The sequence below is a fragment of the Bacillus sp. FSL R5-0709 genome, from assembly GCF_038004785.1.
Classification (GTDB): Bacteria; Bacillota; Bacilli; order Bacillales; family Bacillaceae_G; genus Bacillus_A; species Bacillus_A mycoides.
On sequence record NZ_JBBORT010000001.1, the window covers coordinates 202,505 to 226,993 of the forward strand.

Genomic DNA, 24,489 nt, shown 5'->3' on the forward strand with positions numbered 1-24,489 from the left:
TTTTGCATCGATAAGAGCGGAAAATACCAAGCTCATTGTATTTAAGAAATTGTTCGTTTTCATTTTGTTCATCATATAGATCCGCTCCTTTTCAAATGGTTGTTGCCCTGTTTCTGACTTAATTATATGAAATGTTGCGGAGAGTCACTATCGAATTAGCTTACAGGAAAATTACACTTTTGTAAGAAAAACGAATGAAAGTGTCATGATGAGAAGATTTGACATATGTTCATGTGATTCATTAAGTTAAAAGTAGAGGTGAGTGTATGGCTAATATTAAAGATATTGCAAAGATGGCTGGGGTTTCAGTTACGACTGTTTCGAGGGTATTAAATGATCATCCATATGTAAGTGAAGAAAAAAGGAAAGTTGTTTTAGAAATAGTTGAGAAATTGAATTACTCGCAAAATGCAAATGCTGTTCATTTATCAAAAGGGAAGACGAATATTGTTGGCGTGATTTTACCTTATATTAATCATCCGTCTTTTGATGCGATGGTGGGTGGAATGATGGAAGTTGCGTTAGCTCATAATTACAGGGTGCTTCTTTGTCAAACGAACTACAATAAAAAAGAAGAAATGAAAAGTTTACATATGTTGAAAACAAAGCAACTAGACGGTCTTATCATTTGTTCTCGTGCTAATGAGTGGGAAACTATAGAGCCTTATGCAGCGTATGGGGCGGTTATTGCTTGTGAGGATAATGATATTGAAAGCATATCGAGTGTATATACAGATCATTTTAATGCCTTTCAATTAGGGATGAGTTACCTTATTGAAAAAGGTTATAAGAAGATTGGATATTGTACGGGAAGAAAGTTAGGGCCAAGTAGTAAGAAACGTTTTGATGCTTATAAACAACAGCTACAATTAATAGATGAAGAAGTGATGGAAGATCGGATTTTCACAGAATGCTTTACGTTAGAAGATGGTGTAAGAGTTGCACATCAATTCAAGGAGATGGAGAATCCTCCTGAAGCATTAATAGTGGCAGGAGATGAAGTTGCTATTGGGATCATGACAGAAGTTGAAAAATTAGGTATTGAAGTTCCTGAGGATTTAGCGATTATTGGTTTTGATAATCAACCGATTTCTCAAGTTTTACAACTGACAACCATTGACCAAAATTTAAAGGGAATAGGTAAGACGGCTTTTGAAATGTTTTATAGGCAAGTAAGTGATGAGGGTTCTAAACAAGAAAAGATGGAAATTCCGTATAAACTTGTGGAACGCTCAACGGTTTAGTATTTATCCGTTATGTGTATAATCACATAACGGATTATTTTTTGAAATGTCTTTGACAGGAAACGCGTTTCATACTTTATAAAAGAGTTACACCGGTCTGTAATAATCCATGGATTCTTTTCAAGTGCTAAAACAATGAATAGAATTTGGAGGAATATGCATGAATGAACTTTTATTAAGTATGAAAAAATATGTAGAGGATGACGAAAAGATTTTAGCGTTTGTCGTAGGGATATTTGAAAAGGATGACTTTACTTTATGTTATCAACATGGGATTTTTGTTGCCACTACTAGACGTCTTCTATTTTACGGGAAATTTTCGTGCTATCCTGCGATATTTGAAGAGTATTCATATTTGCATATAGATGACATAGATTTCCGTCCATATTTCGAATGTACTTGTAATCGTGAAACCATTAGAGCTAAGTATATTCAGAGTGGGAATGTGGAGCGCTTTGTCCGTACAGTTAGAGCTAATATGAATAATTAATCACCCCTTTGTTTAAACATAATATCTTGGTCTTTGTGAGGGGAAATGCGGAATAAAAACAACTTCTAAACCTCTAGGAGATAGTGATACAATGTCAAATGGGGGGAGGTATGAACTATGGTTAATCAACGTATAAAGGAAATAACACTAATTACAATTGGTTCATTATTATTCGCAATTGGTATTAATTACTTTGCAATTCCAAACCGTTTATCAGAGGGTGGAATTATTGGTTTAACGGTTGTTACGTACTATTTATTTGATTGGTCACCAGGAATTGTGAATTTTGGTTTGAATGCAATTTTATTAGCTGTAGGTTATAAATTTTTTGATAAGAAAACGATGGTTTACACAATTATAGGTATTGTGGAAACCTCTTTGTTTTTATATGTTACAGAACATATCGAATATCAAGTAAATAGTGATACGTTACTAGCAGCTTTATTTGCTGGTGTATTTGTAGGTATCGGATTAGGCTGTATGTTCAAAGCTGGAGGTACATCAGGAGGATCGGCAATTTTAGCTCGACTAGCAAATCAATATTTAGGTTGGAGCGTTGGTAAAGGCGTACTTATTATTGATATCGTTGTAATTGCGGGTTCTGTATTTATAATAGGACAAGAAAAGGCAATGTATACACTTGTAGCTGTATTTGTCGGAGCGAAAGTAATTGATTTCATCGTGGAAGGTATGGATACAAAAACAGCTGTTACAATCATTTCAAATCAACCGGATTTAATACGTGAAACTATTACAAAAAACATGACACGCGGTGTCACTGTATTAGAGGGACGCGGCGGATATACTGGTAAAAATAAAGAAGTTTTATATATCGTTATTAATAAACAAGAGCTTGTTAAGTTAAAGCAAGTTATTAGTAGAGTTGATGAAGATGCCTTCGTTGTCATTCACGATGTGCGTGATGTACTTGGCGGTGGCTTTAAAGCAAGCTAAAAGGTGAACGAGAAAATTCGTTCATCTTTTTTTTATCCCGCATTAACGGGCAGTAGAACTCCCACCTCAAAATTCAGCTGGAGCAAAGAAGTTAGGTGGGAGATCAACTGCCCGTAAACGCCCGATTGGTGAGGGCTGATTAAAGTTTCACTTTATTCTTACAAAAATGTAAGGGTAATGTAATGGGATTGAATGGTAGATTAAATTCCTGCTCTTTAGAATGGATGTATAAGTATCCTGCAGAGGAGGAAGATCAGTATTATGAAGAAAAAAATAATTACTACTGTAATAGCCATGGTAGTGATAGTAGTAGTATTACTACCTACGAAACTTGGACCGGTTATTGATAAATATAATCCGCTTTATACGACGAAAGAATACTATACAATTGTGGATGCGATTGGTCAGCATGTCGGTGATGAATGGTATGAATATGAATTTATTGCATTTGATGAACGTGGAAGAGAACAAAAAATAAAGAAGACTGTTAAGCATATGTTAAAGAGAGATGAAGCATTAAAGGTGTACGCAAAAGGACGCTACGGCGAGGCAATTGAAGAAATTGAAGCTGGAAATATTCCTATTAATGCGAAGAGTAAACTTTTAACGATGAGATAGCGAATTATACCCCCGCCTATTTTTTGTCGAAAATAAAAATACTAGGTAGGGGTATTTTAGATCCGTGAAAAAGCCTTAGTCCATATGGACTAAGGCTTTTCTTATTATATAAGGGGGAAGGGGGTACATTGTAGTAGCATGAGTGAAAGGTATAAGAAGAGTCGGCTACTAGCAATGTAATTTGGTTATGTGAGTATTCTTCTTATTTGGCTTACTTTCTAACCTTATTGTACAAAGTATAGGTAAGGGGAACTATCGAATTACATTACACATAGCTTACAAATATGTAAGACTCCTGTAATGCAATTCGATAGTTAAAAGATAGTAAATTTAATATAGTGTAACTAGAAAGTCTCATTTTATTACTTTCTGATTCGCAATGTTAATGAAGAACGAAAAACCAACTAACTTTGAATAGGCCTCATCTTAGCTTAAGATGAGGCCTTTTTTCAAACCTTACAACATTGTAAGGTTTACGTAAGTTAATTCGATAGTAAATTTGTCATATTTTTTGCATAATAGATACAAATAGATAAAAAATAATTAGGGATATATTAAGAAGGGAGAAAACTGGGATGCGTAAAGAAGAAGTAGTGAAGTTTCCAATTAAAGATTTCTGTAGCTACTTTACTGTTGCCGTAGTATGTATTGGATTATTTGATATAATAACAAATTTAATTGTTAACTAATATAGATGATAAAACAAGAAGGAAGACCCTTTCTTGTTTTTTTTATGGGGGCATAAAGATGAAATTGATTGATAGCCATATACATGTTGATCAATATGAGAATGAAGAGAAAAGTAGATTATTTATAGATGTGGAAAACAGTAAAGAGATACAAGGGCTTATTGCAGTATCTATGAATTATCAATCATGTCTAGAAACTTTATCTTTAGCAAAGCGATATCCTTTTGTACATCCAGCAATAGGTTTTCATCCGGAGCAGCCGATTCATAAAGAGGAATGTGAGAAAATTTATAAATTAATTGAAGATCATGTAGATGAAATTGTTGCGATTGGTGAAGTGGGACTCCCATATTATTTAAGGAAAGAAGATGAAAATATTGCTATTGATCCATACATAGCGGTGTTAAAAAAGTTTGTGGAACTAGCTAGTAAATACGATTTACCAATTATATTGCATGCGGTTTATGAAGATACTGACACTGTATGTGGTTTACTTGAAGAATATAAAGTTTCGCGTGCACACTTTCATTGGTTTAAAGGAAGTGAAGAGACAATGAAACGGATGATGAGGAACGGTTATTATATTTCTATCACACCGGATGTTTTACATAAGGAGAAAATTAGAAAAATAGTTTCGTATTATCCGCTTGAATATATGATGGTAGAAACAGATGGGCCGTGGGAATTTCAGAAGGATACGATGACACATCCTTATATGATAAAAGATGTATTACAAGAAATTAGTATAATAAAAAAAATATCAGTAGAGAAAGTTACTGAGCAAATATATGCGAATACGGTGCGATTTTATAAAGTTAGTGAGTCATAAAAAAAACACCAAGCATCTCGCTTGGTGTTTTTTTTATGACTCTAATTTTTTCGCACGTCTTAATAATAAAAGAAAGACAATTATAATGAACCCAATTATAAGGAAGAACCCATATTGTTTTATATAATCAATTATGTCATTCGCACTTGTTGGTTTTTCAACGTGAATGCCTTCTTTATTAGTAGTAATATGAATATCTTTCATTTTTACTTCATTCATGTCTTTTTGTAAATCAATCCACTCTATGTTTGGAATACTTTCTAGTTCTTTTAATACTTCTTTTAATGGTTCAACGCCCAAGTAAGGATGATAAAATGCACCGATAATTCCATCAGATAGTTTAGTGATAGATAAAGCACGTTCTTTCATTTTTGCTATAGCTTGTGGCTTCCCTTCTTCAATAAAGCCAACAGTTTCAGGAATTAATTTCATCCCATGCAAAAATGACGGTGTACTTATATAAGCTGGTGAGTGCATTGATTTCCAAGTTGTATCGTTTAGTTGTATTTGTCCTACATAAGTTGAAAAATATTGTGATAGTATTTCATATCCTTTTTGAGACATTGTATAGTGCGGAGCTTCAAAGGCAACTGGATATAATTTAGCTTCTACAAGCTCTGTAATCCCTTTTTCAATATGATCTTTAATATATTTTTCTTCGAAGGCTTTCCCGTTTTTTACGTATTTATTATAGTCTTCTGGAGACTGAAAATCTTTTTTTGTTTTTGATTTTTCATGGTTTGGTTGGCGAATTGGTTGATCTGTTTTTACATCCCAAAATTCAAAACCTTCGCCAGTTTCACTATCATAAAACTGATGTGTGTAACCATGCATAACGATAGAGCCACCATTATCTTGCATAAAGTGTAAAACATCGATTAATTCAGAGTTATCCTTTAAATGTACTGTTTTTCCTGTGTCTGGATCTTTGTAAACAGGGATAACGGTAATCATATAAGGGAGCTTTTTCTCTTTTAGTAATTCAGCGATTTCTTTTAATTGCTTTACATCTACAGCTGGATGAACGTCTTCAAGACGTAAATAAGCTGAAGTTTTATTTGTTTCAGGTTTTTGTCCGAAATAAGAAAATAACATTTCACCGACGTAATGAGACATCCAATCGAAAAGGTTTGGAGTTGCAACATAATAGGATGTTCCTTGCTGAATGATTAACGGATGAGTTCCATCAGCACTCAAGGCGTAAGCAAGAGTTGTTCCTTTTGTTTCAATTTTCTTCATTAAGCGTTCTTCATGTAATTCATTTTTTAACTGGTTAGTCGGATATTCTATAGTGTGAATTCGTATATCGGTTTCTTTCGGGGTAATGAAAGAAAAACGATTAGATAATTGTTCAACATTTTGTCCTAAAACTAATATGGGACCTGAGAAGTTTTCTAGAAATTGTTTTGCTGCAATAGAAAAATCTTCTTTTTTCTCTCCAATATAAACAATATGTGTATAAGAAGATGATTCAGTACTTTCCTTTACTTCCTTTAAGCTTTTTACTGTTATATCTTTTGTAAAGTGCCCTAACTGAGTATTAAGGATTTGTACATTGTTTGTAATTTTGTTGTCTTCTGTACTATACAAAACGAGTACTTTTGATTTTGATGATGTTTGTGCAGAGGTATGTATAGGAATGAGTAGTAAAATGCTGAAAAAGATTAGTAGAGTTCTTTTCATTTATTTATGCTCCTATTCTATATATAGAATTCAATTTACAATTATATACAAGAAATAAGTTATAGTCCATGTAAGTTACATTTTTGCACGTATTTACCATATGTTTTTTCGCAAAATCGGTCTAAAGCATGATGATAATATGTATAGTAATTTGCTATGATTGAAAGGTAAGAGAATGATAGAGTGTTGGTAATTGTAAAAGGAAGGCTGAAAGGGGACAAATTTCAGCGGAGAAAGAGGTAGAGGTAGTGAAGAAATTCTTTGTAGGATTTTTAGTTGTTCTTGGAGTGTATTTATATTTCCAAGGAAAGTCTGAAGGAATGGGTAAGCTAATGAATGAAACAAGCTATGTTGATTCAGAAGAAGCAAAACAGATGAAACAAATCATTATAGAGGAAGCAAAGAAAGTAAACCTTCCGGAATGGATACCTCTTACAATTGCCGAACATGAAAGTAGGTTAAATCCAAGAAGTGTTGGAGATAACGGAACTTCATTCGGATTGTTTCAATTACACCGCGGTGGTGGGCTTGCGCCAGATCATTTAACTGATGAAGAGCTGAAAGATCCACGTACAAATGCGCAAATTGCAATGCCGCATTTAATGAAAGGTTATAAGCGCGGGGTGCAAAAAGGTTTGACTGATTTTGCATTACTGAAATATATAGCGAATACATCTGGATGGCCAGGGAATTTAGGACCAGAGTGGACGGATAACAATATGAAGTATAACATCGGATTAGAGGATGTATACTATCGAAATAAAGGTGTAATCAAAGAGTAGGTTTTCTATACCTACTCTGTTTTTTTATGAACAATTTCATCCTTTTCTTTCGTGAAATACTGCGCTAGTTGTATTTTCACATCTTCTAGTTTTGTAGAAACTTGCGGTATTTTATATCCTACATACAACGGTGAAACGACAAACCTAGGAACAACTTTACAAATGATTTTCCTGTTTAAGTAATAGAAGAATAAGTTATAACTACTACATCCTTTATGGAAATCTGTCAGTATGTAACGTACAGTTTGCTGAATATAATTGGCCATTTCATCTATAAATGCAATATCTTCAATGATGATATTAAATTCAGTAAAGCCGATAATAGGACGCTCTGAAATATTGAGTTCAATGCGTTCATTTTTTTGAACAATTACCCCTTGGAAATTTGCTTCCTCAATATTTTCAAGATAGTCTACATGTTTCATTCCGATAATTTGCATATGTGCATGATGCAAACTTCCGCCTGAAAATGGACCATGATTTTTGTATAAAATCACAGAAGTGAATTCTTCATTTTCCTGTAAGTTTAACCAATGGAGAATAGAGAAGCGAATTAGTTTTCTCATATGTTCTTCTGTATATGTTGCGATATGGTCTTCGCAATTATCTGTTTCGATTAGCACGGTTTGAAAGGTATCCTTTAATGTAGGAAATTTATTTTTTAACCAAATAATAGAGCCCTCAGTTGCTAAAATATCCGTTAAATTTTCTCTGTCACAAAAAGGACATGCAGCGCTTCTGTTCCGAATGCTTTCTGGTTTTTGTTTACCGATATCGTTTAAAAAATATAGTTGTTGTGTATCCATTTGTATATGCCCCTTTAAAATATATGTAAAAATCCCGCTTAATACATTCGGGAAAAGGAGAAGGAAATCCTTTAAAGGGAATAGAGAAAAATAAAAGACAAGATATCCTCATTGCAATAGGGTACCTTGTCTTTTATTTTTTCTTTAATAGTGTGTATGGATAATATAGAGCATTTTCATTTTGTTTCTTTTTTCTATTTTTTATTGTGTATAAGGCAATTGCTGTACTTGCGATTACAATAATGGCTTTCTTCATATTCATATACCCCTTTTTATTGTTGGTTTAATTCTTGGCTAACTGCTTTCGCATCAACTAAAGCATGTAAGATCATTTTTAGCATGTTCATCATAGTTCTTTCCTCCCTTTTATAGTTCGTTTAGTTCTTTTACAACTGCTTGTCCGTTCACTAATACCTCAAAGATTGCTTTTACGATTTCTTTCATCATGATTGTTTCCTCCTTGTTTTTGTCTCTCTTGTTTATATCTTTATTGTATAGGGAGGCATCTTTTCGTACTATCGCTTTCCATTACGTGAACATAACAGTTTTGTAAGATTTGATGTCACTTATTGAAATGTTTAGTCTATCTTCATTATTTTCAGAAAAATGACTATTCAAACATAAATCGGGGAAGTATAATAAAGAAGTAAGTATTAAATTCCGTACGAAAGGAGTGAATGAGATGAAATGTTCTTTAGCTACGCGCGCAAAATTTTTAGCTTATATCTATATTTGTCGTGCGATTTTTCATGATGCAGTTGTTAACGGGATACGTATGCCCTTTTTTAACAATTGCATAGTAGCTATTGAACGATAGAAGTCTCTTCACCCATTTTTGATAAACGTGTGAAAAGGGAGCTATTTGGCTTCCTTTTTCTATGACAAAAACCATGGGGAATGTTTCTTTCCCATGGTTTTTTATATTGAAAGGAGTACGGAAAATGACAATTTGTAGTGTAAATAATGTAAAGAAATCTTTTGGTGGAAACATCATATTTGAAAATATATCGCTTGAAATAAAGAATGGAGAACGTATTGGATTAGTTGGTCGTAACGGTAGTGGGAAGACAACTATCTTTCAGCTTCTAACAGGAATGGAGAGTTTGGATGCAGGAGCCATTCATATGAAGAAAGGTACATGCATCGGTCATGTAGCACAAATTCCAAAATTTAATAATGAAATGAATGTATATGATGTATTAAGCTCCGCTTTTAAAAAGGAAAAAGAGTTGGAGATAGAAATGCATGCTTTAGAAAAAAATATGGCGGAAGAACAGGAATCATCTGCTTTACAAAAATTGATGGAGAGATACGGAGTAATTCAAGAAAGGTACGCGTTTCTCGGTGGTTATGAAATAGAAGCGAATATTATGAAGGTAGCAAATGGTCTACAGGTGACGGAACTATTTCCAAGATCATTTATGGAGTTAAGTGGTGGAGAACAAACAAAAGTAAGCCTTGCGTATATGCTATTGCAGAAACCAGATCTACTTTTGTTAGATGAACCAACAAATCATTTGGACTTATTTGCAGTCGAGTGGTTAGAGCAATTTCTAAAAGAATATACAGGAACAGTTATGGTCATTTCGCATGATCGCTATTTCCTTGATGAAGTTGTAACGAAAATTTTTGATTTAGAAGATGGAGAAATTCACGTATATCATACGAACTATTCACAGTTTGTTGAGGAAAAGGAAGAAAGGCTGCTTCAAGAATTTCAAGCGTATCAAGAACAGCAAAAGAAAATAAAGAAAATGAAAGAAGCAATTAAGCGTCTACGTGAATGGGCAAATCAAGCGAATCCGCCGAATGAAGGATTGCATAAGAGAGCCAGAAATATGGAACGTGCATTAGAGCGCATAGAGAAACTAAAGAGACCCATTTTGGATAGAAAACAGATGGGACTTCAGTTTGAAGGGCAAGAGAGAAGCGGGAAAGATGTTGTTGTAATGAAAGAAGTGAGTAAAGGATTTGATGAACGGTCTTTATTCGAGAAAGTAAATTTGCATATTCGTTTTCAGGAGCGCGCAGCTATCGTTGGACGTAATGGTACAGGAAAGACTACGTTATTAAAACTATTACTAAAAGAAATGCAGCAAGATGCTGGAGAAATTCGGATTGGTAGTAGTGTGAAAATTGGTTATTTATCGCAACATGCGTACGGGAATATGAAGAACAATGTATTGGAAGCTTTCAGAGATTGCGTGGCTGTAACAGAGGGAGAAGCAAGACATATATTAGCTCGTTTCTTATTTTATGGTCCAGCTGTTTTTAAGAAAGTAACGCAACTTAGCGGTGGAGAAAAAATGAGGTTAAGGCTCGCGCAACTTATGTATCAAGATGTTAACTTTCTTATTTTAGATGAACCGACGAATCATCTTGATATTGAATCAAGGGAGGTTTTAGAGGAGGCCCTTGAACAATATAATGGGACGATTTTAGCTGTTTCACATGATCGTTATTTCTTAAATAAATTGTTTGAAAAGACATATTGGATTGATGAGCACAAATTATTTGAGTTTGCAGGGAACTATGCATGGGCTCGTCAAAAGTGGGAAGAAAGAATTGAGAAACAGGTAGTAAAACAGAAGCAGCAACAGCAAGGGAATAAAGCGTTAGAAGTAATGCCTATAAAAAAGAAGAAGTCTAGGGATTTAGAGGCAGTTGAAAATGAGTTAATGCATATAGAAGAAGATATATATGCACTCGAATGTAAAATGGAAAATGTAGTTGATGTTGAAATGCTTGAACAATTATATGAAGAAAAAACGAAAAAAGAGTTTTTACGAGCGGAGTTATATAATGAGTTAGAGAATATTGTGGAGTAAAGAAAATAGAATGAAAAAGAGCAAGTTGTTTCCTCATATTTTGGGGGAGGGCTTGCTCTTTTTAGTATAATGAAAGCAGAAAAATTGGTATAATTTTCTTGCTGCTGTGATAATAGAATGAACTTTAGGTCACTAAAACGTGGGGAGAATTTTATGTTAGGATATGCGCGGATTGCTACAATCGTCATGATTTGCTTAGTTTACGCAAATCATGTTTCACGTGAAACAGAAAATTTACAAATTTTTGTCGGTATTGCACTTTTTATTTATATTGTGAATCATATTTTGCTTGTAAAAGCAAAAGGGAGTAGGAAACTTGTTTTTTATACCTTGCTCACAAACGGTATTGTCACAGCGTTATTAGGGTTTTTATTTCCCGAGACATGTTTGTATTTAATTATATTTGGAATTGATGCGGTAGGATTATTTATTCATGATTGGCGTAAAAGGATGACTTATTTTTTTATCGCTTTTTTCTTTCTTTGTTGGTTTATAAATATACTACATACGTATCAACATACAGAGAGTCTGGAATTGGAGAGTAATGCAATTAACTTTATGTTTATCATTTTCAGTGCTTTAGCTGGAAACTTAATAAAAAAACTTACAGCTGCTCGGCAAATGGTAGATGAGCAATATGGGGAATTAGCATTATCTCATACAGCTTTAAAAGAAGCACATGAGCAATTACGTCTATATGCAAAAGAGGTAGAAGAATTGACAGCTGTTCGGGAGCGAAATGATATTGCCCGAGAAATTCATGATACTGTTGGTCATAATATGACGGCATTACTTGTTCAGTTACAACTGGCGGAGGTTTTATGGAAACAAAAATCGGACGCTACAGAAGAGGTTTTACATACATGCCATGGGTTAGCTAGAAAATCACTTCAAGAAGTGAGAGCTTCTGTGCATGCCTTAAAAGAGGAAAGTAAACTAGGGAACATAATAGAGAATATGCGTGAAATGTTACATGGATATTCTAAAGTGACGAAAGTACAAGTATCTTTTCAATTACAAGGAGATCCGGTTTTGATTCCGTTGTCACTACAGCCTACGTTGCTTCGTATTATGCAAGAGTCTTTAACGAATGCAAAACGTCACGGAAAAGCTAGTTTATGTGAAGTGAGTTTAGTTTGTTCAGTGGAACAAGTTAAGTTATGTATTTTGGATAATGGTATGGGAGTCAATGAAGTAAGCCCTGGATTTGGCTTACTTAATATGAAAGAACGTGTAGAGGAGCATGGTGGAATCATTCAATTTGAGAGTGAAATAGAAAAAGGTTTTCGCCTAAAAATCGAATTTCCACTCCGAGAAAAAACATGGGTAATAGGGGGAGCGTTATGATTCGAATTATGATTGTTGATGATCAATCACTGATTCGTGATGGATTGGCAATGATATTAAATTTACGTCCGGAACTGGAAGTGGTAGGGACGGCTAGTGATGGGGATGAAGTCGTACAAAAGGTGAAACAATTACAGCCTGAAATTATTTTGATGGATATTCGGATGCCTCGTATGAATGGTGTTGAAGGAACTCGTTTAGTTAGAGAAAAGTTTCCTTATATAAAGGTTCTTATGTTAACAACTTTTAGTGATAGTGAGCTTATTTTTGAGGCATTAGAGCAAGGAGCGAGTGGTTATTTATTGAAGGATATGGAGACAGATGCAATCGCGCAAGCAATTTTAACGGTGTATAGTGGCGGGGTTGTGCTTCCTCAGGATATAACAGCGCAAATTATAGAGGAATTAAAAAAGACGAAAGTGGCAGTAGAGTGTAACCCACCAGAACAACTAAAACAATTAACTGAGCGAGAAGTAGATGTTTTAAGAGCAATTGGACTGGGGTTAAATAATAAAGAGATTGCCGAAAAGCTATTTATTACAGAGGGAACTGTTAAGAATCATGTTTCTAATTTGATTAGTAAGCTAGAACTGAGAGATCGAACACAAGCAGCAATATACGCAGTAAGGTATGGCGTCACGATGTACACATGACTTTTGGCATATATAAGTGTGAAAAAGCAGCAGAATTTGCTGCTTTTTTATTTTGTATTTCTATCTTAAGGGTGATGGAGAGAAGAAGAAATTTTTCTACAATGAAAGTGTAGATGAATACAAAGGGGCTGAATCAATATGTTAGTCATAGATCATATTACGAAATCATTTGGCAAGAAGGAAATCGTAAAGAATGTTTCTTTTGAAGTGAAAAAAGGTGAAACATTTGGATTGCTTGGACCAAACGGAGCGGGGAAATCAACGACGATATCAATGATTTGCGGGTTAATTCCATACGATAGTGGTGATATAAAAGTTGGTGGGAAATCTGTAAAAGAGTATCCATTAGAAGCGAAAAAGAAAATCGGTATTGTCCCGCAAGACATTGCGCTGTATCCGACACTTTCAGCAAAGGAAAATTTAATCTTCTGGGGAAAGATGTACGGTTTAAATGGAAAAGTTGCAAAAGAGCGGGCAGAGGAAGTGTTAGCTTACGTCGGTTTACAGGATCGGGGAAAAGATAAAATTGAAACATTTTCAGGTGGAATGAAAAGGCGTATTAATATTGGTGCAGCACTTATGCACGAACCAGAGTTATTAATTATGGATGAACCGACAGTCGGGATTGATCCGCAGTCGAGAAATCATATTTTAGAGACTGTTAAAAAGTTAAATGAAAAAGGTATGACGGTCATTTATACGAGTCATTACATGGAAGAAGTTGAGTATTTATGTGAGCGAATTGCCATCGTTGATCATGGAAAGGTAATTGCACTAGGAACGAAAAGAGAGCTATGTAATCGTCTAACAGATGGGTTTATGGTGAAATTGCAATTAAATCGCTACAGTACGGAACTGCTACAAAAGTTGAAGGCACTACCTGTTGTTGAGCGGATTATTTTTGACGAAGATAGTAGCACGATTGATATTGGACTAAATGGTGGCGAGGCAATTGGCATAGTTGTTTCAGAAGTTGTTGAAAACAAAGCTCAAATTTTAAAACTGGAAGTAAAAGAACCGAATTTAGAGGCACTTTTTTTACAATTAACAGGACGTTCACTTCGTGATTAAGGGGGTTAGTACGAGATGAGAAGTTTCATTATTGCATGGAAAGATTTAAAAATCCGTTTAATTGATCGGCGCGGATTTATGATGATGTTAATTATGCCACTTGTATTAACGGCCATTTTAGGTTCAGCATTAAGTAATGTATTTGAGAGTGGTGGACTACCGAAAACAGTAATTGGCTATTATCAAGAGGGAACGGATGAGTTTGCAGATGTCTTTCAAAAAGATGTATTGCAATCTAAAGAAATAAAAGATGATGTGAAAGTAAAGGTAGTTAACTCTCGGGAAGAGCTTGAAGATATGTTAAAGGAAAAGAAAATAGATGTAGGAATTGCCATCCCAAATAAATGGAGCGAACAAGTACAAGATGGAAAATTAAAAGAACCAAAGGTGCTTATAGACCCATCAAAAGATATACAAGCAAAAATTGCTGAGTCAATGATCCGCTCTTTTTCAGAACGTGTTCAAACAGTCGCAGTATCTACTAAAAGTGTTGTAACAGAATTAGCAAAATCTCAGCAGAGTGATGTAGCACAAGTTGCAAAAGAGGTAAGTGGAAGTCTACAGACGATAGCAACTGCAAGTGTGGGTAACATCCAAAAAGGAACGGTAGGAAAAAAAACAGTTGCAGCGATGCAATATTATGCAGCAGCAATGTTAGTCATGTTTTTACTATATAACATAACAGTAGGTGCAAAGTCAGTTGTAACAGAGCAACGAACTGAAACGTTGGCGCGTTTGTTCAGTACACCGACGAGCTCATTTTCAATTTTATTCGGGAAGTTTTTAGGTACATTACTATTTGCCTGTATACAATTTGGAATATTTATAGTTGCTACACACTTTATGTTTCATGTGGAATGGGGCGCAGATGTGTCTCAAATAGTAGTGTTGGGAATTTCTTATGCAATTTGTGTTTCTGGTTTATCTATGTTAATCGCCGCTTTTATTCGTGAGGAAAAAACGGCAGACTTAATGGGGGGAATCGGTATTCAAATACTAGCTATATTAGGAGGATCAATGTTACCGATTTACGTATTTCCCGATACACTTCAAACAGTTGCAAATATTGCTCCGAATAAATGGGCACTTACGAGCTTTTTAAATATTATGTCGGGAACATCTTGGGATGTGCTATTCCCTGTCATTTTAAGTTTATGTAGTGCAGGAATTATCTCCGTTATGATTGGAACGTTACGTTTAAGTACGAGATAGGAGGGGAAATGATGAAGAAAGTTTGGGCGCTTTGTTGGCTAGAATTAAAACAAATTTTAATTAAGCCACAAAGTTATATACTCATGTTTGGAATGCCTATTATTTTTACACTCATATTCGGTGGACTTTTAGGCGGAAGTGGGAATGAGAAAGTAAATATTAGTTTAGTAGATAAAGATGGTTCTGTATTATCTGGCAAGTATTATGAGGAAATAAAGAAAAGTGATTTAATTTCTATAGAAAAGGTAACGTATAGGGAAGGGACACAGAGGATCGAAGATAAGAAAGCATCTGGTATAATCATCATTCCGAAAGATTTTCAAAAGAGTATGCTAGATGGAAAAGTAGAAAATATCCAATTTCAAGCCAGTGCTGATTTTACGGGTGGAACTTCTGTAGAGCAAGTATTAGCAAGTGCATTAAAAAAGATGGAGATAGAAGTTAGTGCAGCAAGAGATTTTGAGAAGAAAAGTAACACTTCGTGGGAAACGATGTATGAAACAATTTATACAAAAATAGATCCTGTTTCGATTCAAAAAGAATTGATTTTACACGATGATCAAAAGTTAAATAACGTTACAGGGCGAGCGGCAGGTTTTTCAATTCTATTCGTCATGATTGTCATGTTAAGTGCGACGGGAACTATTTTGAAAACTAGACAACTTGGTGTTTGGTCTCGTTTATTAGGGGCACCAGTTTCAAAAGTTCAAATACTAGCAGGATATATCCTTTCCTTCTTTTTAATAGGGTGGATTCAATTTGGTGTTTTAATGATATTAACGCATTCATTATTTGATGTGCAGTGGGGAAATTTATTAGGGGTTATTACACTCGTTTCAGTATTGCTATTAGCGGTTATTGGTCTAGCTTTATTATTGGCAAGTATCGTGAAAACAACAGAACAGCAGTCCGCACTAGGGAATATCGTTGTAATTTCAACGTGTATGATTGGTGGTCTTTATTGGCCAATTGAAATTGAGCCTTCATGGATGCAAGCGGCGGCAAATTTTGTTCCGCAAACGTGGGCGATGCGTGGCTTTACTGAGTTAATTGTAAGGGGAGGTACATTAGCTGATATAGGAGGATATATTGGTATACTCATTTTATTTGCAGGAGTATTTTTCGTAATTGGTTTAACAAGAATACGTTATGACTGAAAAAAGAAAGCAGAGTTACAGCTTTACGCGCTGAACTCTGCTTTCTTTTTGTGTGGTATCTTCCCTTGTTGAAATTATAATAGCGATCCCGAGCATAATAAAAAAAGCTAAAAAGAGGACGAACTTTGGGAAGAAAGGGAATAGTAATAACGCCCCGACTATTATGATTGTTAATAATACATAGTGCAGGACATATTGGAATAGGTTGTCCATATTTTCGCCCCCTTCTTGGTAGTTAATTGTTATTATTCTATGCGGGACTATTAGGTAATAGAAGGTGTTTTTTATTTTTTGAAAGACATCAATTAGCAAGGATTGACATAACTAGTGAAAAGGAATAATCTTGAAATTAATTCATACTATTTTTATAGGTAAAGTAAAGATAATTACAGAATTGGCGTTATGTTACCACTTAATAAAAAAACAGGAAAGTAAGGGTGAGAATTATGCGAAAGGTTTTTAAAGGGTTACTTTTTACGTTTCTTAGTACATCGGTTTTATTAGCAGGATGTGCTCAAGAAGAGACAAGTACAAATGAAGCAACAAAGATGCCGAAAGTAAAAGATGAGTTTATTAAAGCGAGTGACAAAGCAAAAAGTCCAGCAAAGGCAAAAGAAAGAAAGGATACCTTTGTAGTGGGAATGCCGAGCCCTGGCGGGATATTCCTTCCGCATTTTATGGAAAATGGGTGGGATGGTAATATAACACAAGCTATCTTTGCTCCTCTCGTTGGATTGGATAAGGAGGGGAAACCAATTCCAATTCTAGCGAAGAAATGGGATATTTCGGAGGATCAGCTTACATATACGTTTCATTTGAAAGATGATTTAAAGTTTAGTGATAGTTCACCGTTAACAGCGGATGACGTAGCATTTACATTAACTTTACTACATGATCCAACTTATAGTGGTGCAACGGACATAAGCCAAACAGCAATAAAGGGTGGGCAAGCATATAAAGAAGGAAAGGCTACATCTATTGAGGGGATTCAAGTCATCGATCCGAAAACAATTACGATTACAACTGAAAAGGTAAATGCCCAAACATTATCGTTAATTGGTGGAGAAGTTATATCAAAAGCTTATTACGGTAAAGAATATAAGCAAGGGAATTTAGAGTATTTAAAAGAGTTATATGGAAAACCGATGGGAGCAGGAGCTTATAAACTAGATAAATATATTCCAGGTCAAGAGGTTCGTTTTGTAGCAAATGAAAATTATTTTGAAGGTAAACCGAAGATTGAGCACTTTATTTATAAAATTACAAAAGGTGATACGAAGCTGCAACAATTTCAAGCGGGCGAAGTAGATTATGATGGCTTCACGACAAATGCGGAGACGATTGAACAATTAAAAGAGTTAGGCTTTGCTAATGTTAATGTGTATACGGGAAGTTCATACGGTTACATTAAAATGAATTATAAGAAGTCATACTTTAAAGATAAACGTGTACGCCAAGCGTTTATTTATGGATTAGAGCGTCAAAAGGTCATTGATACATATTTCCAAGGATACGCTTCACTCGTTAATGTACCAATTACACCAGTTTCGTGGGCGTATACAGAAGAAGGAATCAATAAATACGAATATAATTTAGAAAAGGCGAAGAAATTGCTCGATGAAGCTGGGTGGAAAGCTGGATCAGATGGTATTCGTGAAAAAGATGGCCAAAAATTGAAGGTAAGTTATTTTGCTTCTTCTGCAAGTAAAATCAATGATGTGATGATCCCCGTTATGAAGGAGGATTATAAAAAGATTGGGGTAGATTTCAATCCTGAATACATGGACTTTAATACGATGATTTCCAAGGTAATTAAAGGAGATTATGATTTAGCGATGGTCTCCACACCGATGATTGATGATCCGAGCGGAACAATTGAGGAGTTTGTTTCGACAAGTAAGCGTAATTATGATGGATATCATAATCCGAAAGTAGATGAATTAGCTAAGCAGGCATTAGAAACATTGGATATTGAAAAACGAAAAGAAATCTATAAAAAACTATATCAAGAGTTAAGTGAAGATCCACCTGTTATTTTCTTAAACAATAGTAAAGTCGTGTCTGCACATAATGCACGAATTCAAGGATTACAAGAAGATAATTATAATGGTATTTTGTTAAGTTTACCTAAATTGAATATTGCTCAATAATTTCGAAAGAATTATCGAAATATTTATATAGAAATAATTGACAAAATATACTGAAAGATATAAGCTAATAACCATAAAGTCTACCGGAAAGGTCGGAATAAGATTGTTACCCCTCAAAAACAACTATTTTTTTATAACCAAAACCGACTTTTCCGATTGGCTATAAAATGTTGCTGTGGGAGGCATACATTAGGCAAGCAGTTCATAAGGTGTAATTATTAAAAAAAAGTTAGGGTGGGGACAATGAAGAAAAAGACAAAAAAATGGGCTGGTGTATTTTCGGTATTACTGAGTAGTTCGCTTGTGTTATCTGCTTGTGGGGGACAGGAGGATACGGCTTCTACAGAACCAGTAAAACAGCAAGATTTAAAAAATATAAAAGTTGAAAATATTGCTGCGACAGATAAGACGAAAGTACCAGATAAAGCGAAGAATAGAAAAGATACGTTAGTAGTTGGCATTAGTAAACCAGGCGGCGTATTTTTACCATATTTCCAACAAAATGGTTGGGATGGAAACGTCACTTCAGTTATTTTTGCATCCCTTGTATCTACAGATAAACAAGGAAAACCAACTCCAGAATTAGCTGAGAAGTGGGATATTTCCTCTGATCAGTTAACATATACATTCCATTTACGTAAAGATTTGAAATTTAGCGATGGTTCACCATTAACAGCAGATGATGTAGCGTTCACATTGACGCTTTTACATGATAAGGCATATGAGGGTGACAAAGACATTTCTCAATATGCTGTTAAAGGTGGTAAAGAATATAAAGAAGGAAAAGCAACTTCTATTGAAGGAATTCAAGTTGTTGATCCACAGACAATTAAAATTACAACTAAAAAAGTTAATTCACAGGCACTAACAGCCTTAGGTGGAGAGGTATTATCAAAAGCTTATTATGGAAAAGATTACAAACAAAATACAAGCTTAGATTACTTAAAAGCGTTATATGAAAAACCGATAGCTGCGGGTCCATATAAATTTGAAAAGTATATCCCAGGGCAAGAAGTGCGATTTGTAGCAAATGAAAATTATTATGCGGGTAAACCAAAAATTCCAAACTTCATTTATAAAATTACTTCTGGTGATACGAAGCTTCAATTATTCCAAACAGGTGAGGTTGACTACACTGGCCTAGGTACTGGTGACGAAGTTCTTGAACAGGCTAAGGCTTTAGAATTTGCAAATATCCAAATCGAAACAGCAGCGTCATTTAGCTATATTTATATGAATAATAATAAGCCGTACTTAAAGGATAAAAAGGTTCGTCAAGCACTTATTTACGGATTAGATCGTAAAAAATATGTTGATACAGCATTGAAAGGATACGGTACGGTAGCTAATGTACCAATTCATCCAACTTCTTGGGCTTATACGGAAGAAGGAGTTAATAAATATGAATACGACAAAGAAAAAGCGAAAAAATTATTAGATGAAGCAGGATGGAAAGTTGGTTCGGATGGAATTCGTGAAAAAGATGGTCAAAAATTAAAGCTTTCTTATTTCGGCCCAAGTTCGGCTAAAGATAGCGATTTATTAATTCCGATTGCAAAAGAGAATTATAAAGAAATAGGTGTAGAATTTAACCCTGAATTTATGGACTTTAATACTATGCTTTCGAAGGTAAACAAAGGTGATTATGATTTAGCTTCTGTTTCGACACCAATTACAAGTGATCCGAGTGAAACAGCTGGTGAATATTTGTCGGGTGTCAATGAGAAGAGTCTTGGTTATAAAAATACAAAAGTAGATGAGTTAATTCAAAAGGGTATTGAAACGGTAGATATTGAAAAACGTAAACCAATCTATAAAGAACTGTATAAAGAATTAAGTGATGATCCACCAGTAATTCTATTAAACTATCGTAGAACAATTACTGGTTATAACGGGAATATAAAAGGAATTGACCCTGAAAAATACAATAGTATTAGTGCAAACTTACCAGCTCTATCTATCGAAAAATAACGAGAAGAATGTATAAGTAGAAGACATTTTTTCATTCGGCAAGTAGTGTGCCGCTTTGAAAAAATGTTCTTCTATTTTAAGCATAAGATTGGAGAGAAAAAGGGTGAAAACATATATCATTCGTAGGCTGTTACAAATGATTCCTACACTGTTGGGGACATCGATTATTATCTTCTTCCTGTTCGCACTTCTTCCAGGAGATTATATTGATTCAAACCCGAAGATTACACCGGAAAGAGCAGCTGAACTTAGGGAATTGTATGGATTGAATAAACCAATTGTTGAGCGATATTTTCACTGGCTAGGTAATGCATTGCAGGGGGACTTTGGTTTTTCTCTTCAATATCAAGAATCTGTAACGTCATTATTAAATAAATTTATATGGAATTCGTTTATTGTTGCGATTATTGCATTGTTCTTTATTTGGCTAATTGCACTTATTATCGGTGTATTTTCAGCGACAAAGCAACATTCTTTATTCGATAAGCTTGTAACAATTGGTGTATTTGCAGCGATGTCATTTCCTTCATTCTTTATCGGTTTGTTTTTAATTAAAGTGTTTGCGGTTGACTTTAAGCTGTTACCGATAGGCGGGATGATTGATGTTGGGAGTAATTCAACTGGGCTTGCTTACGGAATAGAAGTTGCAAAGCATATGGTTTTACCCGTATTTATTTTAACTCTTCTTGGAGTTGGCTCATTAACTCGTTATTTTAGAACGAGTATGTTAGAGGTTGTACGGCAAGATTACATTCGAACGGCTCGAGCAAAAGGTTTAAAGGAGAAGACCGTTATTTATAAACATGCATTAAAAAATGCAATTTTGCCGGCTATTACATTGCTTGCATTTGAATTACCAGGGTTGTTTTCAGGGGCAATTATTATAGAACAAATTTTCAACTGGCCAGGTATCGGTAATATTCAATTAGAAGCACTTAATTTTCGTGATTATACGGTATTAATGGCATTTACGATGTTTCTTTCGTGTTTGACAATTGTTTCAAACTTTTTAGCGGATATTGTATATGCAGTTGTTGATCCACGTATTCGGTTGAAGTAAGGGGGGGGAAGAGATGGAAACTGTTACAGCAACTACGGAAAAAAAAGAAAAAAAGAAAAGAAGGAATGGATCGTCGCCGTGGAGGCAAGCTTTTAAAAGGATAAAGAAAAATAAAATGGCACTTATAGGATTTTACGCATTAGTTTTTATGTTTTTATTTTGTTTTATTGGTCCATTCTTTTCACCGTATGCATCAGGAAAAATACAAGTTACGTTAATTAACAAACCACCTAGTTTTTCTCATTGGCTTGGCACAGATCAATTAGGAAGAGACATTTTAACGAGGCTTATGCAAGCAGGACGGATTTCATTAACAATTGGCTTAGCCTCAATGGTGTTATCCGTTATACTAGGTGCTTTATTAGGAGCGATTGCAGGTTTCTACCGTGGTATCGTCGATAATATTATAATGCGTCTCGCGGATATTTTAATGTCGATGCCAGGATTACCGTTACTTATTATAATGGGAGCTATTTTATCAGAATGGAAAGTACCATCTGATTATCGTCTTTATGTCATTATGATCATTTTAAGTTTAGTAGGTTGGCCAGGACTTGCACGCCTCGTACGAGGTCAAATTTTATCGCTGCGAGAACAATCGTTTATGCAAGCTGCTGATGTACTCGGGATAAACGATTACCGGAAAATTGTATATCATTTAATCCCAAATGTTCTGCCGATATTAATTGTTGTATCCACATTAGGTGTTGCAGGTTCTATTTTAGGAGAGTCTGCACTAAGTTACCTAGGACTTGGCGTTGTCCCGCCTACACCATCGTGGGGAAATATGATTAGTGCAGCAAACTCATTAATCGATTTCCAAAAGCGTCCGTGGTTATGGATCCCGCCTGGTTTTGCAATCTTTATAACAGTTGTATCAATTAATATACTTGGCGATGCACTTCGTGATGCATTAGATCCAAAGATGAAGCGGTAGGTGAGAAAGCATGAGTAGAGCAGTAGTAGAGCTAAAGGATTTACAAACACACTTTCAGACGGAAGAAGGTACAGTAAAGGCTGTCAATCATGTTAGCTTTTCAGTTCGAGAAGGTGAAACAGTTTGTGTAGTAGGCGAATCAGGTTGCGGGAAAAGTGTAACGGCTTTATCTATTATGGGACTTATTGCTGAATCTGGCGGCATCGTTGGTGGTGATATTCTTTATGAAGGAAAAAGTCTTTTAGGAATGAAAGAGAAAGAACTTCGTAGTTTAAGAGGAAATGATATCGCGATGATTTTCCAGGAACCGATGACATCACTTAATCCGGTCTTTACTGTTGGAGAGCAAATTGTTGAGACGTTAAGAGAGCATGAACTACTTAGCAAAAACGAAGCATACAAAAAAGCAATTGAATTAATTCGTAAAGTTGGTATTGCTCGTGCTGATGAAATTGTCCATTCTTATCCGCACGAATTAAGCGGTGGTATGTTACAACGTATTATGATTGCTATTGCACTTAGTTGTAATCCAAAGTTATTAATTGCAGATGAACCGACAACAGCTCTAGACGTTACGATTCAAGCGCAAATATTAGACTTACTAAGACAAGTAAAAGAGGAATTTAAAACGTCCATTTTATTAATTACACATGATCTAGGTGTTGTAGCAGAAATGGCCGATTATGTTGTCGTTATGTATGGTGGAAAAGTTATTGAAGAGGCACCGGTACTAGAGATATTTCAAAATCCGAAACATCCATATACGCAAGGGCTGCTAAAATCAAAACCAGTAATGGGGAAACGAACAGATAAACTTTATTCTATTCCAGGGCAAGTTCCAAATTTAGTTGGCTTAGATGAGTTTTGCTACTTTAGTGGCCGCTGTGAACATTGCATGGAAATATGCAAAAATGAAGCGCCAAATCTTAATGTGCATGACGAGGATCATAAAGTAGCTTGTTGGTTATATGAGGAGCGTGCTGGGCAATGAGTGAACCATTATTAGAAGTGAAAAACTTAAAGACGTATTTTCCAATTAAAGGCGGCATATTTAGTAGAACAATTGGACATGTAAAGGCAGTTGATGGAGTAAGTTTTACTATTAATAAAGGTGAAGTGTTCGGCCTCGTTGGAGAATCAGGAAGTGGAAAAACAACTATAGGAAAAACAATTTTACGTCTCGTCCAAAAAACGGAGGGGGAAGTAAAGTTTAAAGGGCACGATGTTCATTCCTTATCCAAGGAGGAATTGAGAAAGCACCGTCCTAATATGCAGCTCGTGTTCCAAGATCCATTTAGCTCATTAAATCCTAGAATGAGAATTGGAGAAGCGCTTGGTGAGCCAATGTTGGCTCACGGACTAGCGACGAAAGAAAATGTCCGTGAAAAGGTGATAGAAGTATTGGAGTTATGTGGTTTAGCGCCGTATCATATTGACCGGTACCCTCATGAGTTTTCCGGTGGGCAACGTCAACGTATCGTTATTGCAAGGGCGATGGTATTAGATCCAGAATTTATTGTAGCTGATGAGCCTGTTGCGGCATTAGATGTATCTATTCAAGCGCAAATCATTAATTTGTTTAGTGAATTACAGGAGAAAAAGGGATTATCCTATTTATTCATTTCACATGATTTAAGTGTTGTGGAGCACTTATGTACGAAAATTGGAATTATGTATTTAGGAACTATTGTGGAAACAGCACCACGTGATGAGTTATTTGCGAATCCGCTTCATCCATATACAAAAGCATTGTTATCAGCAGTGCCAATACCGGATCCAACGGTTAAGCGAGAACGGATTATTCTAGAAGGGGATATTCCAAGTCCTGCAAATCCACCATCAGGTTGCCGTTTTCATACACGTTGCCCCGTTGCTACAGATATTTGTAAAACGAATGTACCAGAATTCCGTAATGTGGGTGAAGATCATTTTGTTGCTTGTCATCATGTGTAAAAGAAAAGGACTCTTTCAAAATGTGAAAGAGTCCTTTTTTTACCCCGCATTAACT

Annotated in this window: 23 protein-coding genes; 19 read left to right on the forward strand and 4 right to left on the reverse strand. The window is 35.2% G+C overall.

Annotation, left to right across the window (positions count from 1 at the left end):
* Window positions 1-266: 266 nt before the first annotated feature.
* The 5 genes from MKX37_RS01175 to MKX37_RS01195 all read left to right on the forward strand — a co-directional run bounded on the left by MKX37_RS01175 (window position 267) and on the right by MKX37_RS01195 (window position 4,824).
* On the forward strand, window positions 267-1,244 hold the full coding sequence (locus tag MKX37_RS01175; protein ID WP_002124775.1) for a LacI family DNA-binding transcriptional regulator: 978 nt from the start codon (window positions 267-269) through the stop codon (window positions 1,242-1,244).
* Window positions 1,245-1,404: 160 nt separating this feature from the next.
* Window positions 1,405-1,734, forward strand: a complete 330-nt coding sequence (locus tag MKX37_RS01180; protein ID WP_002091410.1) for a PH domain-containing protein — start codon at window positions 1,405-1,407, stop codon at window positions 1,732-1,734.
* A gap of 117 nt (window positions 1,735-1,851) precedes the next feature.
* A complete protein-coding gene (locus MKX37_RS01185) occupies window positions 1,852-2,688 on the forward strand; it encodes a YitT family protein (RefSeq protein WP_002009911.1) in 837 nt (278 codons plus the stop codon).
* Window positions 2,689-2,949: 261 nt separating this feature from the next.
* Entirely contained in the window at window positions 2,950-3,306 is a 357-nt protein-coding gene (locus MKX37_RS01190; protein ID WP_002009906.1) for a YxeA family protein, read from the forward strand.
* Between the two features lie 747 nt (window positions 3,307-4,053).
* Window positions 4,054-4,824, forward strand: a complete 771-nt coding sequence (locus MKX37_RS01195; protein ID WP_002009903.1) for a TatD family hydrolase — start codon at window positions 4,054-4,056, stop codon at window positions 4,822-4,824.
* A gap of 33 nt (window positions 4,825-4,857) precedes the next feature.
* On the opposite strand, the gene MKX37_RS01200 is transcribed toward MKX37_RS01195, so the two are convergent.
* Window positions 4,858-6,507, reverse strand: a complete 1,650-nt coding sequence (locus MKX37_RS01200) for a DUF2334 domain-containing protein (protein ID WP_063226040.1) — start codon at window positions 6,505-6,507, stop codon at window positions 4,858-4,860.
* A gap of 248 nt (window positions 6,508-6,755) precedes the next feature.
* Between MKX37_RS01200 and MKX37_RS01205 the strand changes: the two genes are divergently transcribed.
* Entirely contained in the window at window positions 6,756-7,289 is a 534-nt protein-coding gene (locus MKX37_RS01205; RefSeq protein WP_000713256.1) for a transglycosylase SLT domain-containing protein, read from the forward strand.
* Between the two features lie 11 nt (window positions 7,290-7,300).
* On the opposite strand, the gene MKX37_RS01210 is transcribed toward MKX37_RS01205, so the two are convergent.
* Complete coding sequence (locus tag MKX37_RS01210) at window positions 7,301-8,095, reverse strand: DUF4931 domain-containing protein (RefSeq protein WP_002187517.1); 795 nt, start codon at window positions 8,093-8,095, stop codon at window positions 7,301-7,303.
* Window positions 8,096-8,228: 133 nt separating this feature from the next.
* Window positions 8,229-8,357, reverse strand: a complete 129-nt coding sequence (locus MKX37_RS01215; protein ID WP_002029408.1) for a hypothetical protein — start codon at window positions 8,355-8,357, stop codon at window positions 8,229-8,231.
* A gap of 420 nt (window positions 8,358-8,777) precedes the next feature.
* On the opposite strand from MKX37_RS01215, the gene MKX37_RS01220 reads away from it, so the two are divergent.
* The 7 genes from MKX37_RS01220 to MKX37_RS01250 all read left to right on the forward strand — a co-directional run bounded on the left by MKX37_RS01220 (window position 8,778) and on the right by MKX37_RS01250 (window position 16,363).
* Window positions 8,778-8,912, forward strand: coding sequence for an RAxF-45 family protein (locus MKX37_RS01220; protein ID WP_303047613.1), 135 nt, complete (start codon window positions 8,778-8,780; stop codon window positions 8,910-8,912).
* Window positions 8,913-9,036: 124 nt separating this feature from the next.
* Window positions 9,037-10,923 (forward strand): ribosomal protection-like ABC-F family protein, encoded by a 1,887-nt coding sequence (abc-f, locus tag MKX37_RS01225; protein WP_002124786.1) that lies wholly within the window; start codon window positions 9,037-9,039, stop codon window positions 10,921-10,923.
* 153 nt (window positions 10,924-11,076) lie between these two features.
* Entirely contained in the window at window positions 11,077-12,270 is a 1,194-nt protein-coding gene (locus MKX37_RS01230; protein WP_000902013.1) for a sensor histidine kinase, read from the forward strand.
* Complete coding sequence (locus MKX37_RS01235) at window positions 12,267-12,923, forward strand: response regulator (protein ID WP_033730961.1); 657 nt, start codon at window positions 12,267-12,269, stop codon at window positions 12,921-12,923. Before MKX37_RS01230 ends, MKX37_RS01235 begins: the two co-directional genes overlap by 4 nt.
* 138 nt (window positions 12,924-13,061) lie before the next feature.
* Entirely contained in the window at window positions 13,062-13,994 is a 933-nt protein-coding gene (locus MKX37_RS01240) for an ABC transporter ATP-binding protein (protein WP_000960163.1), read from the forward strand.
* Window positions 13,995-14,009: 15 nt separating this feature from the next.
* Window positions 14,010-15,206 carry an ABC transporter permease gene (locus MKX37_RS01245; RefSeq protein ID WP_078422264.1) on the forward strand — a complete coding sequence of 399 codons (1,197 nt, stop codon included), beginning with the start codon at window positions 14,010-14,012 and terminating at the stop codon, window positions 15,204-15,206.
* An 11-nt stretch (window positions 15,207-15,217) separates the two neighbouring features.
* Window positions 15,218-16,363, forward strand: a complete 1,146-nt coding sequence (locus MKX37_RS01250; RefSeq protein WP_002169304.1) for an ABC transporter permease — start codon at window positions 15,218-15,220, stop codon at window positions 16,361-16,363.
* Window positions 16,364-16,378: 15 nt separating this feature from the next.
* Here the strand turns inward: MKX37_RS01250 and MKX37_RS01255 are convergent, their stop codons facing one another.
* The gene (locus tag MKX37_RS01255; protein WP_002115459.1) at window positions 16,379-16,576 is read right to left on the reverse strand and encodes a hypothetical protein; all 198 of its coding nucleotides are present in this window, start codon (window positions 16,574-16,576) and stop codon (window positions 16,379-16,381) included.
* Between the two features lie 233 nt (window positions 16,577-16,809).
* Here MKX37_RS01255 and MKX37_RS01260 point away from each other — a divergent pair, with 233 nt between their 5' ends.
* The 6 genes from MKX37_RS01260 (at window position 16,810) to MKX37_RS01285 (ending at window position 24,434) form a co-directional block, all read left to right on the forward strand.
* Window positions 16,810-18,513, forward strand: coding sequence for an ABC transporter substrate-binding protein (locus tag MKX37_RS01260; protein WP_002124791.1), 1,704 nt, complete (start codon window positions 16,810-16,812; stop codon window positions 18,511-18,513).
* Window positions 18,514-18,756: 243 nt separating this feature from the next.
* On the forward strand, window positions 18,757-20,484 hold the full coding sequence (locus tag MKX37_RS01265) for an ABC transporter substrate-binding protein (protein ID WP_002169302.1): 1,728 nt from the start codon (window positions 18,757-18,759) through the stop codon (window positions 20,482-20,484).
* 103 nt (window positions 20,485-20,587) lie between these two features.
* A complete protein-coding gene (locus MKX37_RS01270) occupies window positions 20,588-21,544 on the forward strand; it encodes an ABC transporter permease (RefSeq protein ID WP_002091399.1) in 957 nt (318 codons plus the stop codon).
* Between the two features lie 13 nt (window positions 21,545-21,557).
* Window positions 21,558-22,481 carry an oligopeptide ABC transporter permease gene (gene opp4C, locus MKX37_RS01275; protein ID WP_016121366.1) on the forward strand — a complete coding sequence of 308 codons (924 nt, stop codon included), beginning with the start codon at window positions 21,558-21,560 and terminating at the stop codon, window positions 22,479-22,481.
* A gap of 10 nt (window positions 22,482-22,491) precedes the next feature.
* On the forward strand, window positions 22,492-23,472 hold the full coding sequence (locus MKX37_RS01280) for an ABC transporter ATP-binding protein (protein ID WP_002091396.1): 981 nt from the start codon (window positions 22,492-22,494) through the stop codon (window positions 23,470-23,472).
* Window positions 23,469-24,434, forward strand: coding sequence for an ABC transporter ATP-binding protein (locus MKX37_RS01285; protein ID WP_078422265.1), 966 nt, complete (start codon window positions 23,469-23,471; stop codon window positions 24,432-24,434). Before MKX37_RS01280 ends, MKX37_RS01285 begins: the two co-directional genes overlap by 4 nt.
* Window positions 24,435-24,489: the final 55 nt, after the last annotated feature.

Excerpts from the sequence above, each read along its gene's own strand:
- MKX37_RS01175 (WP_002124775.1), top strand. The coding sequence starts at position 267 with ATGGCTAATATTAAAGATATTGCAAAGATGGCTGGGGTTTCAGTTACG.
- MKX37_RS01180 (WP_002091410.1), top strand. The coding sequence starts at position 1,405 with ATGAATGAACTTTTATTAAGTATGAAAAAATATGTAGAGGATGACGAA.
- MKX37_RS01185 (WP_002009911.1), top strand. The coding sequence starts at position 1,852 with ATGGTTAATCAACGTATAAAGGAAATAACACTAATTACAATTGGTTCA.
- MKX37_RS01190 (WP_002009906.1), top strand. The coding sequence starts at position 2,950 with ATGAAGAAAAAAATAATTACTACTGTAATAGCCATGGTAGTGATAGTA.
- MKX37_RS01195 (WP_002009903.1), top strand. The coding sequence starts at position 4,054 with ATGAAATTGATTGATAGCCATATACATGTTGATCAATATGAGAATGAA.
- MKX37_RS01200 (WP_063226040.1), bottom strand. The coding sequence starts at position 6,507 with ATGAAAAGAACTCTACTAATCTTTTTCAGCATTTTACTACTCATTCCT.
- MKX37_RS01210 (WP_002187517.1), bottom strand. The coding sequence starts at position 8,095 with ATGGATACACAACAACTATATTTTTTAAACGATATCGGTAAACAAAAA.
- MKX37_RS01215 (WP_002029408.1), bottom strand. The coding sequence starts at position 8,357 with ATGAATATGAAGAAAGCCATTATTGTAATCGCAAGTACAGCAATTGCC.
- MKX37_RS01220 (WP_303047613.1), top strand. The coding sequence starts at position 8,778 with ATGAAATGTTCTTTAGCTACGCGCGCAAAATTTTTAGCTTATATCTAT.
- abc-f (WP_002124786.1), top strand. The coding sequence starts at position 9,037 with ATGACAATTTGTAGTGTAAATAATGTAAAGAAATCTTTTGGTGGAAAC.
- MKX37_RS01230 (WP_000902013.1), top strand. The coding sequence starts at position 11,077 with ATGTTAGGATATGCGCGGATTGCTACAATCGTCATGATTTGCTTAGTT.
- MKX37_RS01235 (WP_033730961.1), top strand. The coding sequence starts at position 12,267 with ATGATTCGAATTATGATTGTTGATGATCAATCACTGATTCGTGATGGA.
- MKX37_RS01240 (WP_000960163.1), top strand. The coding sequence starts at position 13,062 with ATGTTAGTCATAGATCATATTACGAAATCATTTGGCAAGAAGGAAATC.
- MKX37_RS01245 (WP_078422264.1), top strand. The coding sequence starts at position 14,010 with ATGAGAAGTTTCATTATTGCATGGAAAGATTTAAAAATCCGTTTAATT.
- MKX37_RS01250 (WP_002169304.1), top strand. The coding sequence starts at position 15,218 with ATGAAGAAAGTTTGGGCGCTTTGTTGGCTAGAATTAAAACAAATTTTA.
- MKX37_RS01255 (WP_002115459.1), bottom strand. The coding sequence starts at position 16,576 with ATGGACAACCTATTCCAATATGTCCTGCACTATGTATTATTAACAATC.
- MKX37_RS01260 (WP_002124791.1), top strand. The coding sequence starts at position 16,810 with ATGCGAAAGGTTTTTAAAGGGTTACTTTTTACGTTTCTTAGTACATCG.
- MKX37_RS01265 (WP_002169302.1), top strand. The coding sequence starts at position 18,757 with ATGAAGAAAAAGACAAAAAAATGGGCTGGTGTATTTTCGGTATTACTG.
- opp4C (WP_016121366.1), top strand. The coding sequence starts at position 21,558 with ATGGAAACTGTTACAGCAACTACGGAAAAAAAAGAAAAAAAGAAAAGA.
- MKX37_RS01280 (WP_002091396.1), top strand. The coding sequence starts at position 22,492 with ATGAGTAGAGCAGTAGTAGAGCTAAAGGATTTACAAACACACTTTCAG.
- MKX37_RS01285 (WP_078422265.1), top strand. The coding sequence starts at position 23,469 with ATGAGTGAACCATTATTAGAAGTGAAAAACTTAAAGACGTATTTTCCA.